Source organism: Mesorhizobium sp. WSM4823, from assembly GCF_055811195.1.
The window spans coordinates 250,316-262,317 of record NZ_JBVVQL010000007.1 but is presented as its reverse complement, the minus strand read 5'-3'; the positions used below and the strand labels follow the sequence as shown (position 1 = coordinate 262,317).

General features: G+C 64.7%; 10 protein-coding genes and 1 pseudogene. 4 read left to right on the top strand and 7 right to left on the bottom strand.

Features of this window, described 5'->3' with window-relative positions:
• Positions 1 to 131: 131 nt before the first annotated feature.
• The 4 genes and pseudogenes from AC0L26_RS19760 to AC0L26_RS19745 form a co-directional block, all read left to right on the top strand.
• Positions 132 to 1,640: pseudogene (locus tag AC0L26_RS19760) on the top strand (TonB-dependent siderophore receptor); the annotation flags it as partial.
• A gap of 22 nt (positions 1,641 to 1,662) precedes the next feature.
• Positions 1,663 to 2,538 (top strand): ABC transporter substrate-binding protein, encoded by an 876-nt coding sequence (locus AC0L26_RS19755; RefSeq protein ID WP_473634062.1) that lies wholly within the window; start codon positions 1,663 to 1,665, stop codon positions 2,536 to 2,538.
• Complete coding sequence (fhuB, locus tag AC0L26_RS19750) at positions 2,531 to 4,531, top strand: Fe(3+)-hydroxamate ABC transporter permease FhuB (RefSeq protein ID WP_473634061.1); 2,001 nt, start codon at positions 2,531 to 2,533, stop codon at positions 4,529 to 4,531. The genes AC0L26_RS19755 and fhuB overlap by 8 nt, the downstream gene beginning before the upstream one ends.
• Positions 4,524 to 5,624 carry a DUF2218 domain-containing protein gene (locus tag AC0L26_RS19745; protein WP_473634060.1) on the top strand — a complete coding sequence of 367 codons (1,101 nt, stop codon included), beginning with the start codon at positions 4,524 to 4,526 and terminating at the stop codon, positions 5,622 to 5,624. The genes fhuB and AC0L26_RS19745 overlap by 8 nt, the downstream gene beginning before the upstream one ends.
• Before the next feature lie 18 nt (positions 5,625 to 5,642).
• On the opposite strand, the gene doeB is transcribed toward AC0L26_RS19745, so the two are convergent.
• The 7 genes from doeB to ehuC are packed head-to-tail and all read right to left on the bottom strand — an operon-like array spanning position 5,643 to position 11,971.
• On the bottom strand, positions 5,643 to 6,653 hold the full coding sequence (gene doeB / locus AC0L26_RS19740; protein WP_473634059.1) for a N(2)-acetyl-L-2,4-diaminobutanoate deacetylase DoeB: 1,011 nt from the start codon (positions 6,651 to 6,653) through the stop codon (positions 5,643 to 5,645).
• On the bottom strand, positions 6,650 to 7,828 hold the full coding sequence (gene doeA / locus AC0L26_RS19735) for an ectoine hydrolase DoeA (RefSeq protein ID WP_473634058.1): 1,179 nt from the start codon (positions 7,826 to 7,828) through the stop codon (positions 6,650 to 6,652). Before doeA ends, doeB begins: the two co-directional genes overlap by 4 nt.
• A gap of 38 nt (positions 7,829 to 7,866) precedes the next feature.
• Complete coding sequence (gene eutC / locus AC0L26_RS19730; RefSeq protein ID WP_473634057.1) at positions 7,867 to 8,859, bottom strand: ectoine utilization protein EutC; 993 nt, start codon at positions 8,857 to 8,859, stop codon at positions 7,867 to 7,869.
• Complete coding sequence (gene eutB / locus AC0L26_RS19725; protein ID WP_473634056.1) at positions 8,856 to 9,848, bottom strand: hydroxyectoine utilization dehydratase EutB; 993 nt, start codon at positions 9,846 to 9,848, stop codon at positions 8,856 to 8,858. The genes eutC and eutB overlap by 4 nt, the downstream gene beginning before the upstream one ends.
• Before the next feature lie 4 nt (positions 9,849 to 9,852).
• Positions 9,853 to 10,629 carry an ectoine utilization protein EutA gene (gene eutA, locus AC0L26_RS19720; protein ID WP_473634055.1) on the bottom strand — a complete coding sequence of 259 codons (777 nt, stop codon included), beginning with the start codon at positions 10,627 to 10,629 and terminating at the stop codon, positions 9,853 to 9,855.
• 6 nt (positions 10,630 to 10,635) lie between these two features.
• Positions 10,636 to 11,295, bottom strand: a complete 660-nt coding sequence (gene ehuD / locus AC0L26_RS19715; RefSeq protein ID WP_352931375.1) for an ectoine/hydroxyectoine ABC transporter permease subunit EhuD — start codon at positions 11,293 to 11,295, stop codon at positions 10,636 to 10,638.
• 16 nt (positions 11,296 to 11,311) lie between these two features.
• The gene (gene ehuC / locus AC0L26_RS19710; protein WP_473634054.1) at positions 11,312 to 11,971 is read right to left on the bottom strand and encodes an ectoine/hydroxyectoine ABC transporter permease subunit EhuC; all 660 of its coding nucleotides are present in this window, start codon (positions 11,969 to 11,971) and stop codon (positions 11,312 to 11,314) included.
• Between the last annotated feature and the right edge of the window lie 31 nt (positions 11,972 to 12,002).

Here is a 12,002-nt window from a genome sequence, read left to right as displayed (position 1 = left end):
CAACGCGCCCCCCGGCCCGCCCGCTTTTTGCCAAACCCGCCAAAACCCCCGCGGTTTGGGCATATCGGGTCTCCCAATGGGGCGCGGGGCCCCGCGCGGGGGGGGTCCCCTAGCGCTCCACCGGCGGCGGCGCCGGCGGCGACAGCTATAGCGACCTGCAGGACGGCTGGCGCGGCTTCATCTCGCCAAGCATCACCTGGCAGCCCGACGATCAGACCCGGCTGACGGTGCTCGCGAATTTCAGCCATATCGACGAGAACCACAATGGCGGCAATTTTCTGCCCTATATTGGCACAGTGGTGGACCGGGTCGTCGACGGCGTGAACTATGGCCGCATCGATCCCGACGCCAATTTCACTGAGCCGAGCATCGATCTCTATAAGCGCGAACAGGGCTCGATCGGCTACGAGTTCGAGCACACCTTCGACAATGACTGGACGGTGCGCTCCAACACGCGCTTCGGCGCGGCATCCATCGACGAGGTCAGCGTCTACCCCAACGGCTGGGCGAGCGCGACGGAACTGGATCGCATCAATTTCGGCCACGATACCGATGTCATAACATTCCTGTCGGACCTCCAGATCGAAGGCAAATTTGAGACCGGCGCGATCGAACATACGCTGCTGGCCGGTATCGACTACAAATATTACAACATCGACCAGGTGCAGTCGTCGGCCCTATTTGGGACGACTCCACCGATCGATGCATTCGATCCCGTCTATGGTTCGCCGTTAACGCCTCGCGTCAGCTATCTCAACCAGGATCTGACGCAGAAGCAGCTCGGCCTCTATGCGCAGGACCAGCTTCGCTTCGGCGATGGCTGGCTGGTGACGCTGAACGGCCGCTATGACTGGGGCTGGCTTAGCGCCGATAACGGCCCGACCTACTACTCGGCGATTTCCAGCTCACAGAGCAGCAACGTTGGCGATTTCTCCGGCCGCGCTGGTCTCGCCTATGAGTTCGACAACGGCATCACCCCCTATGCCAGCATCGCCACATTCTTTAATCCGATCATCGGTACCGACGCGAATGGCGATCTGTTCAAACCTGAAGAGGGCGTGCAATACGAGGTTGGCGTCAAATATGAGCCGACCTTCGTCGATGGCCTGTTCACCCTGTCGGTGTTCGACCTCACCCGTCAGAACGTGGCCGTCGCAAGTCCGGACAATCCCTTTACTCAGGTTCAGAGGGGCGAGGTGCGCTCGCGCGGCGTGGAACTCGAGGGCAAGGTAAATATCACCGAAGATTTGCGGGTGACGGGTGCTTTCACCGCCTATGACCTCGACATCACCAAGGACGCCAACCCGGCGCTGATCGGCAAGACACCTTTCATCGTGCCCGAACTCATGGTCTCCGCATCCGTCGACTATACTTTCCGCGGCGACTGGTATGACGGCGTCTCGATTGGCGCCGGCGTGCGTCACCTCGGCTCCTCATGGGCCGACAACGAGAACACGGCGAAGGTTCCGGCCGTCACGCTGGCCGACCTGAAGCTCGGCTACGAGAAGGAGAACTGGGGCGTTGACCTAAACATCACCAATCTCTTCGACAAGACATATGTGGCAAGCTGCCAGACGACCCTGACCTGCTCCTATGGCGAAGGCCGGTCGTTCAAGCTGAAGGCCCATACGACTTGGTAGCTATCGGCTGTAGACCCTGGTGATGATCCACCTCCTCCCCAACCGGCGGCGGGTACTCGCGCTTGGCATGGCGGCCATGTTGCCGCCGATCGCCGCCAGAGCTGCGCCGCTGCGCGTGGCAGCAATCGACTGGGGCATGCTGGAAACCTTGATCGCGCTTGGTATCGAGCCGGTCGCGGCGACCGAACTGATCCAGTTTCGCAAGCTGGCGGTGGAACCCGAGATGCCCGGATCGGTGACCGATCTCGGGCTGCGCGGCACGCCCAATTACGAACTGCTGCACATCGTCGCGCCGGATCTTGTCGCCATCTCCAGTTTCTACGAATACCAGCGCCCGATGCTCGAGCGCATCGCGCCGGTCTTTGCGCAAACGGTCTACGCGCCTGGCGTGCCGCCGTACCCGCTCGCCGAAGCGGCGACGCTGGCGCTTGGCGAAAAGCTCGGACGACGGGCCGAAGCGAAACGCTACGTCGACGAGACATCAGTCGAAATCACCCGATTGCGCGCAACGCTGCCAGCCGCCGCCGGGCGGCCGGCCTTCGTCATCAGCTTGGGCGATTCACGCCATTTCCGCGCCTTTGGCCGGGATTCCATGTTCGGCGACGTGCTGCGGCGTCTCGGTATTGAGAATGCCTGGACCGACGAGACGAGCTACAGCGCCGCTGCTCCGGTCGGGCTGGAGGCGCTGGCGCGCGTTCCCGACGCCTCGATCCTCGTCGTTTCGCCGCTGCCGGCCGATGTCGGCCGCGCGCTTCCCGAAAATGCGCTGTGGAATGCTCTGCCGGCCGGCCGCGAGGGCCGTGTCGCCCTGCTTGAGCCGATCAATCACTTCGGCTGCCTGCCCTCGGCACGCCGCTTCGCACGGCTGGCCACGGCTGCCCTTGGCGGGCATGGCTGACCGCGCCATGACCGAGCGCGCCACGGCCGGTCGTGCGCTGTCGCCGATCGCGCTCTGGGGCCTCCTCGCGGCGGTGGCAGCGCTGCTGTTCGCATGGCGCATCAGCACGCAATGGCCGACCGCGCCGACGAGCGACGGCGTCAACCTCGATCGTGTCATCCTTTTCTACAGCACGCTGCCGCGCGCGGCGGTGGCGGTGCTGGCCGGCGCCGTTCTCGGCCTGTCCGGCCTTTTGCTGCAGCGTGTGCTGCGCAACCCGCTGGCCGAGCCGTCGACGCTCGGCATCTCGTCGGGCGCGCAACTGGCAATGACGGCCGCTTCCGTCTATGCGCCGTTTCTGATGGAGCGGTCGCAAGGCGCAGTCGCCTTTGCCGGCGGCACTGCTGCGGTGCTGCTGGTGCTGTCGCTGACTTGGCGGCGCGGGCTTGAGCCCGTCTCCGTCGTGCTTGCTGGAATGATGGTGGCGCTGACCGCGAGCGCAATCAGCGCCGCCCTGATCCTGGCCAATGGCGACTATCTGTTCTCGCTGTTCATCTGGGGCGGCGGATCGCTGGTCCAGCAGGATTGGGGCCCGACCATCGCCCTGTCGACCAGGCTGGCAGTCGGCGCCGGCGCCGCCCTGCTGCTGCTCAGGCCACTGACGATCCTTGGCCTCGACGATGCCTCGGCGCGCAGTCTCGGCATAGCGCGTCACACCAGCCGCTTCCTCATCATTGCGCTTGCCGTGTGGATGGCGACCACCGTGGCCGCCGAGGTCGGCGTCATCGGCTTCGTCGGCCTTGCGGCACCCGCGCTCGCCACGCTTTCGGGCGCGCGTTCGCTAGGGCAAAAGCTGCTGGCGGCGCCGTTGATCGGCGCCATCCTGCTGTGGCTGACGGATGGGCTGGTACAACTGGCGGCCGGCGCCGGTGGCGAACGCATTCCGACCGGCGCGGGCACCGCGCTTCTCGGCGGCCCGGTTTTGCTCTGGCTGCTGCCGAGGCTGCGCCTATTGGAATGGCCGAGCCTGAACACATCAGGCACATCCCCGCGCAAGGCCAGTCGGTTCGTCATCCTGCTGCTGCTTCTGCTGACCCTTGTCGCGGCGGTGGTGGCGCTTGTTCTCGGGCGCGGTCCGGCGGGCTGGTCGATCGCCGGTGGCGAGATGCTTTCCGACCTCGCCGCCTGGCGCGCGCCGCGGATCGGCGTGGCGGCAGCCGCCGGCGCCATGCTGGCAGTGGCGGGCGTCGTTATCCAGCGGATCACCGGCAATCCACTGGCAAGCCCCGAGGTGCTGGGTGTCGGCACCGGAGCCGGCGCCGGCCTGACAGCGGTGTTGATGGTCAGTGCGACGGCGGCGCCTGGCTGGCAGCTCGCCGGATCAGTTTTCGGTTCGCTGGCGGTGCTGATCGCCATGCTGGCAATCGCCGCACGGGCGAAATTCGGCTCCGAGCGGTTGCTGCTTGCTGGCATCGCGATGAGCGCGCTGTGCAGCGCCGTGATCACCGCAACGATCGCCATGGGAAATGCGCAGTCCTATGTCCTGCTGCGCTGGCTCAGCGGTTCGACCAGTCAGGCGACCGGTGTCGATGCCTGGGTCATGGTCGTTTGCCTGATGCTGTTGACATTGCCGCTGTTTCTAGCCGCCCGCTGGCTCGATATCCTGCCGCTCGGCGAGGATACCGCACGCGGGCTCGGCCTGCCAATTGCGGGCGGTCGGCTGACGCTGATCGTTCTCGCCGCAGCCCTGACCGCGCTTGCCGCAATGTTCGTCGGACCGCTCAGCTTCGTCGGTCTCATCGCACCGCACCTTGCACGGCTGATCGGCTTTACCCGTGCCCGCCTTCACCTCGCCGGCGCGGTCCTTGTCGGCGCGCTGCTGATGATCGTGTCGGATTGGCTGTCGCGCATGGTGGCTTTTCCATACGAACTCCCAGTCGGCCTGTTCGCCTCATTGCTTGGCGGACCTTATCTCGTCCATCTGCTCGCAAAAGGAGTGCCGCGCCATGGTTGAAATGCCGAGGAACCTCAAGGCATCCGCTGAAATCGTGCTGTCTTGTCCGCAAGACATCATGAAGCGGCTTTGCGCGCATTTTGCCGATCACGGCGATGTCGCCGTCGACGGCGCCTGCAGCCGCATCGACACGGCCTTCGGCTCAGCCAGCATGGAGGCCTGCCAACGCTGCCTGAAGGTTTTTGCCGAAGGCAGGGACGAGACGTCCCTCGCCTATGTGAAGCTCTCCATCGCCGAGCATCTGCTGCATTTCGCAGCGGCGGAGAGCCCCAGCATCGTTTGGCAGGGCGATGGAGCGGCGGGCCAGCCGCTACCCTATTTCCGCGAGATGCGCGTTGTGCAGACCGCCAATGTCACGCCGCATATGCGGCGACTGACCCTGGCCGGAAATGACCTGCGGCGCTTCGCGACAGGCGGACTTCATGTCCGTCTGCTGCTTCCCAGGGATGGCGCGGCACCCGCCTGGCCGATCACCGGCGTGGATGGCCGTCCTGTATGGCCCGAAGCGGAACGACGACCTGATGTGCGCGTCTACACGATCCGCCGCATCGACGTCGAAAAGGGAGAGGTCGATATCGACTTCGTAATGCATGAGGGCGACGGTATGCCCGGCGCACGCTTCGCGGCCAACGCACGGATCGGCGACATCGTCGGGATGACCGGCCCGGGCGGCGGCGACGTTCCCCAGGCCGACTGGTGCCTGCTTGCCGGCGACGAGACTGCCCTGCCCGCGATCGGCCGCATAGTGGAGGCGCTGCCGGCCGGCGTGCACGCCGTCGTCCGCATCGAACTCGCTGATGGCGGCGAGGAGCAAAAGCTGCTTTCGCAGGCCACGCTTGATATAAAATGGCTGCATAGGAATAGCGTCGCGCCAGGCAAATCGACTTTGCTTCAGGACGCGGTCCGGGACGTGCCCTGGCCCGAAGACGACCGCAGCGTCTTCGCCTGGGTCGGTTGCGAGCACAAGAGCTTCCGCGCCATCCGGTCCTATCTCAGGCAGGACCGGAAGTTGGCGCGCGATGCGCATCTCGTGGTCGCCTATTGGCGTTACGGCTTCGAGGGCGATACCGCGCGGCAGAACGACCAAACCTGAGTTTGGCTGGTTCCGCCTTCAATCGACGAGTACGGCGACCACTGCGGTGCAGTCGCCCGCCTTGACCAGTCCGGGGAAATGCCGCGCGGCCAGAAGGCCGGACATTCTTGCCCTGATCTCTTGAGGTGCGGCCCCGGTGCGGCCGATGGAGTGGATGCGCGCCAGGACCTGGCCCTCTTCGACGGGTTCGCCGAGATCGATCATCGTTTCGATCATCCCGTCGTCCTCGGCGAACGAGAAGCAATCGCCTGACGGCATGTCGAGCCAGCGGGTCGGCTGCATCTCGACCGCACCAGCGACAATGCCGGCATGGCGCAGCACATTGAGCACGCCGCGACGCGCGATCCGCACCGTCTCCGCGCGGGAAGTCCCACCCCCGCCAAGCTCGGTGGTGATGAACAGCTTGCCCATCTCTTCGGCGGCAGTGTCGAACATGCCGACCGCGTCGATCTCCAGCATCTTCATCGACCAGGGCGCCGAGAACGCTTCGACCGCCGCGAAGCCTTTGGCTTCCAGCGCCTTGTCGGGCCGGATATGGGCGGCGCAGAACGGCACGAAGTCGAGCGTCTTGCCGCCGGAATGGAAGTCGAGCGCGATGTCCGTGCGGGGCAAGAGTTCGCGCTGGAAGTAGTCGGCGATCTTCTCGGTCACCGTGCCGTCGGGGCGGCCGGGAAAGCTGCGGTTCAGATTGCCCTTGTCGATCGGCGAGGTGCGGGTGCCGGCCCGGAATGCCGGATAGTTCATCGCCGGCACGATGATGACCGTGCCGCTGACGTGCTTCAGATCGAGCGTGCGGGCGAGATCGTAGAGCGCCAGCGGCCCCTCATATTCGTCGCCATGATTGCCGCCGGTGAGCAATGCGCTCGGCCCGTTGCCGTTGCGGATCACGCAGATCGGGATCATCACCGATCCCCAGGCCGAATCGTCACGGCTGTAGGGCAGCCGCAGGAAACCGTGCTGGACGCCGTCGCGTTCGAAATCCACCGTCGGCGTGATCGGCGATGGGCGAAGGTGGGAGACCGTGCTCAATTCTTCACCACCAGCTTGCGCGGCACATTGGCCAGGCACTCGACGCCTGTCTCGGTGATCAGGATGGACTCGGTGATCTCGAGGCCCATCGTCTCCAGCCACAGGCCGGTCATGAAATGGAAGGTCATGCCCGGTTTCAGCTCGGTGCGGTCGCCGGGACGCAGGCTCATCGTGCGCTCGCCCCAATCCGGCGGATAGGAAAGCCCGATCGGATAGCCGGTGCGGTTGTCCTTGACGATGCCGTATTTCTTCAGCACCGCGAAGAAGGCGTTGGCGATGTCCTCACAAGTGTTGCCAGGCTTTGCCGCGGCAAGCCCAGCGTCCATACCTTCCAGCGTCGCCTTTTCGGCATCGAGGAATTCCTGCGTCGGGTTACCGAGGAACACAGTCCGGGAAAGAGGACAATGGTAGCGGTTATAGCAGCCGGCGACCTCGAAGAAGGTACCCTCGCCTGACTTCATCGGCCTGTCGTCCCAGGTCAGATGCGGCGCTGAAGCATCGGCGCCCGACGGCAGCAGCGGCACGATCGCCGGGTAGTCGCCGCCGATGCCGTCGACACCGCGCGTGCCGGCATCATAGATCTCGGCGACCAGATCGCATTTGCGCATGCCGACTTCGATCTTGTCGACGATACGCTGGTGCATCGCTTCAACGATGCGGGCGGCCTTGCGCATATAGTCGATCTCGGTCGGGCTCTTCACCGCGCGCTGCCAGTTGACCAGTGCCGTGGCGTCGACGAAGCGGGCATTGGGCAGATGTTTCTGCAGCGACGCGAAGGCGGCGGCGGAGAACCAGTAATTGTCCATCTCGACGCCGATGGCGAGCTTGCCCCAGCCGCGATCGGCCAGCACCTGCGATAGAAAATCCATCGGGTGGCGCTCGGTCGACTGCACATAGTGGTCGGCATAGCCAACGATGTTGTCGTGGGCGAGATAGGCGGTGCGCTTGGCGCCATTGGCGTCCTGACCGCGCCCGTACCACACCGGCTCGCCCGACGGCGGCACGATGACGGCCTGGTGCACGTAGAACGACCAGCCGTCATAACCGGTCAGCCAGGCCATGTTGGACGGATCGCTGACAACAAGCAGATCGACGCCTTTGACCTCCATGGCCTTGCGTGTCATGGCGAGGCGTTCCGCATATTCGCCGCGCGTGAATTTCAGATTAGGTTGCATTGTTCTTGGTCCTCGTTTGTTGGGCCTTACGGCCGGCATCAACTTTCGAAAATAGTCCCGGCATTCCCCGCCCGCGCACGGTCGCGCGCGAGCGTGGCGATTGCCGTGTCCTGCACCCCGGTGCCGGTGAGATCGGCGACGGTGATGTCGCTGTCCGAACGGCGGCCGTGCTTTTCGCCGGCGATGATCTGGCCGAGCTCGGCGACCTCGGCATCGGCCGCCATCACGCCCGTCGCGATGGCATGATGCAGTTCGCCCAGGCGCTGTGTCTGTTTCGCGCTGTCGGCAACATAGAGATCGGCCATGCGCAGGATCGCCGGCGCGATTTCGTTCTTGTGCTCGGCATCCGAGCCCATAGCGGTGATGTGCTGGCCGGCGGAGACGAAGCCGGCCTTGATCAGCGGTTCGGTCGACGGCGTCGTGGTGACGATGATGTCGGCGCCGGCCGCCGCCGTTGCCGCATCGGGCTCCGCATGCACGACGATGCCCAGTCTTTCGCGCAATGCATCCGCCGCGGCTTCGGCCTTGGCGGCGTCCCTGGCCCAGATGCGGGCCTCGGCGATCGGCCGCACCAGCATAAGCGCCTCGAGCTGCAGCCCGGCCTGGACGCCAGTGCCGAAGATCGCAGCGATCGACGAATCCGGCCGCGAAAGGTGCTTCGCCGCGACCGCTCCGGCCGCCGCCGTGCGGATGTCGGTCAAATAGCCATTGTCGAGAAGCAGCGCCTCGACCAGGCCTGTTCTTGACGACAGCAGCACCATCATGCCGTTGACGCTGGGCAGGCCGAGCTTCGGATTGTCGAAGAAACCGGGGCTGATCTTGATCGCAAAACCGTCGATCCCCGGCACATAGGCAGTCTTGACGTCGACCTCGCCGCGATGCTCGGGAATGTCGAGCCGCAGGATCGGTGGCATCGCCACCGGCAAGGTGGCAAGCGCGCGGAACGCATTCTCGACACAGGCGACGGCATCGAGATCCAGCTTCACGATCGCGCGCAATTCGGCTTCGGTGAGTATCGTCATCCGGCTCATACGGCGCTCTCCTCATTTGCTTCGCCGCAAACGACTTTCCTGTGCAGCGTCATATCGATGTTGCGACCGGACAGGATGAGCACTGTCGGGCCATTCGCCCTGATCTTGCCGGCAAGCACGGCCGCTATGCAGACTGCGCCGGCGCCTTCGACGATCTCGCGCTCCTGTTCATAGGCATGGCGGAGTCCGGCGGCGATCTCGTCCTCGCTGAGCAGGATCACGTCGTCGAGCAGGTCGCGGCACATCGAGAAGGTCAGCCGGTTGTCGAGGCCGATGCCGCCGCCGAGCGAATCCGCCAGCGTCGGCAGTTCCTCGACCAAAACTGGATGTCCGGCATCGAGGCTCGCCTTCATCGCCGCACCCCGCGTCATCGAAACGCCGATGACTTTGGTGCCGGGGCTGACGCCCTCTATGGCCGCGGCGACACCCGCCGCCAGCCCGCCGCCAGACAGCGGCACCAGCACCAGGGTGGCGTCCGCAACCTGCTCGATAATCTCCAGCCCGAGTGTGCCCTGCCCGGCGATGATATCAGGGTGGTCGAAGGGCGGCAGCATGACCAGTCCCTCTTCCGCGACCAGCCGGTCGACTTCCTGCTGCGCATCGTCCTGGCTGTTGCCGACGATGCGGATCTCGGCGCCGAGCCGGCGGATTTCGTCGAGTTTATTCTGCGGCACAAGCCGCGACATGCAGATCGTCGCGCGCATGCCTTCGAGCTTCGCCGCGTGAGCCAGCGCCCGACCGTGATTGCCGGTCGAGGCGGCGACCACGCCACGCGCCTTCTCCTCGGTGTTCAGCGACGCGATGGCGTTCGAAGCGCCGCGCAGCTTGAAGCTGCCGGTGGTCTGCCGATGTTCGAGCTTGAGATTAACAGGCGCGCCCAAGTGCCCGGAAAGACTCGGGGAAGGCACGGTCGGTGTGCGCTCGACCTTGCCTGCGATGCGCTCGCGGGCTGACTGGATGTCGGCTAGGGTGATGGGCGCAAGCGTCACGGCCTCATTGTCCCAAAGGCAGCGCCATCAGACGGCCGAATTCGGCGCGCGGCTCGACGTCGCCGCAAAGCCGCAGGCAGTTCCAGGCCGTCGCCTGGTTGCTGGTGACGACCGGACGGCCGATCGCCTCTTCCATGCCGACCACGGCAAGTGCTGCCCGCAACGCCGTGCAGGAGACGAACAGCGCGTCCGCTTGCGCAGCGGTCGCCTCGCGCGCCAGATCGACCAGCGACGCCGGCGCAATCCGTGCCATCTCGCGGTCGTCCTCGAAGCCGAGGCAGGTGAAGCTGGCGATTTCGAAACCGTGCGCCGCGAAATAGGCCGCCATCGGCCGGCTGGTCTCGACCGTGTAGGGCGTGAGAATGCTGATCGTTCTGGCACCTAATGCCTTCAAGCCGCGCACGCCTGCCATCGGCGGTGTGACCACAGGCATACCGGGCTTGGCGGCCTGCACCGCCGCCTCGATCTCGGCATCGCCGATGACCACTGAGGCCGAGGTGCAGGAATAGCAGATCGCGTCGAGCGGCTCGTCGGGCAGGATGAGCGCCGCGCCCGCCGTCAGCGACGGCTGCATCTTGCGCAAATTCTCCGGCGTCGTCGGATTGGCATAGGGGATGCGCGCGACATAGACGCCGATCCGGTCGCTTGCCACCATGCGGCGAAAATCCGGTTCGGTCGTATGGTCGGTGGCAAGGATGATCAGGCCGACGCGCTTTTCCAGCGGACGCGCGTCGAGCGCTGGCCGTGTCGGCGTCAATCTGATTTCGGGCACGTGTTTCATGAGAGACTACCTCTCGATCTTGCCGTAGCGGCGTTCCAGCCAGCGCAGCAGCACGACCGAGAATAGGCTGATGACGAGGAAGAAGGCGCCGACCAACGTCATCGGCTCGACATAGCGGTAATAGGTGTTGGCGACGCTCTTGGCCTGGTTCATCAGTTCCAGCACGGTGATCGCCGACAGCAGCGGCGTCTCCTTGAACATGGCGATGAAGTAGTTGGCAAGCGCCGGGATCATCGGCGGAATCGCCTGCGGCATGATGATGTGGGTCCAGGTCTGCCGGGCGTTCAGATTGCAGGCTTTGGCGGCCTCCCATTGGCCGCGCGGCACATTGTCGATGCCGGCGCGATAGACCTCGGCCGTGTAGGTGCCGTAGTGCAGGCCGAGACCGATGACACCCGCCACCAGCGGCGGCAGCAGGATACCGATATCCGGCAGCACATAGAAGATGAAATAGAGCTGCACCAAAAGCGGCGTGCCGCGGATGAACTCGGCGAGGAAGCCGACGGTGCGCGACAGGCTCCTGTTCGGCGAACGCCGCGCCAGCGCGATGGCCAGCCCGACGATCGCGGCCAGAACCGAGCCGAGCAGCGTCGCCAGGATGGTGATCTTCACGCCCTGAATCAGCGTCGGCATGATCTCCCAGACGAAATTCCAATCCCACTCCATTATGAGGCCCGATCCATCAGACACGCACCCCGTCGAGGCCGCGCGCCATGCGGCGTTCCAGCGAACGCACGCCCCACGAGATGATCAGCGCAAGGACGAAATAGATGATGAGAATGGTGGTGAACGGCACCAGCGTGTTGCCGGTCTGCGAGCGCACCACCTGCGCCTGGAAGGTCAGGTCGGCGAGCGAGATCAGCGAAACAACGGCGGTGGCCTTGAGCAATTCGATGGCGTTGTTGCCGAAGGTCGGCAGCATGACCAGCAGCGCCTGCGGCAGGATGATGTGGCGCATGGCTTGCCAGCGGCCAAGGTTGAGCGCGGTGCAGGCTTCGTACTGCTCGCGGCCGATCGACTGGATGGCGCCGCGCACCACCTCCGCCGCATAGGCGCCGACATTGAGGCCCAGCGCCAGCACACCTGCCTGCAGCGGCGTCAGCGAAATGCCAATGAAGGGCAGCACGAAATAGGCCCAGAACAGCTGCACGAAAATCGAGGTGCCGCGGAAGAACTCGATATAGGCGGTGGCCAGCGCCCGAATGGCGAAAAAACGCGATAGCCGTCCCAGCCCAGCGAGAAAGGCCATGATCAGGGCAAGCACCGACCCCATCAGCGTCAGCTCGATGGTAACAAGCGCTCCCTGCAATATCAGGCCGAAATAGCCGGACCATTGGGTCATGAAATCAAGAGTTTCCAACGTTTACAGTTGT

Bases quoted from the DNA above. Each gene is read 5' to 3' on its own strand.
- doeA (WP_473634058.1), bottom strand. From the start codon at position 7,828: ATGCAACCTAATCTGAAATTCACGCGCGGCGAATATGCGGAACGCCTC.
- AC0L26_RS19755 (WP_473634062.1), top strand. From the start codon at position 1,663: ATGATCCACCTCCTCCCCAACCGGCGGCGGGTACTCGCGCTTGGCATG.
- eutA (WP_473634055.1), bottom strand. From the start codon at position 10,629: ATGAAACACGTGCCCGAAATCAGATTGACGCCGACACGGCCAGCGCTC.
- ehuD (WP_352931375.1), bottom strand. From the start codon at position 11,295: ATGGAGTGGGATTGGAATTTCGTCTGGGAGATCATGCCGACGCTGATT.
- fhuB (WP_473634061.1), top strand. From the start codon at position 2,531: ATGGCTGACCGCGCCATGACCGAGCGCGCCACGGCCGGTCGTGCGCTG.
- AC0L26_RS19745 (WP_473634060.1), top strand. From the start codon at position 4,524: ATGGTTGAAATGCCGAGGAACCTCAAGGCATCCGCTGAAATCGTGCTG.
- eutC (WP_473634057.1), bottom strand. From the start codon at position 8,859: ATGAGCCGGATGACGATACTCACCGAAGCCGAATTGCGCGCGATCGTG.
- ehuC (WP_473634054.1), bottom strand. From the start codon at position 11,971: ATGACCCAATGGTCCGGCTATTTCGGCCTGATATTGCAGGGAGCGCTT.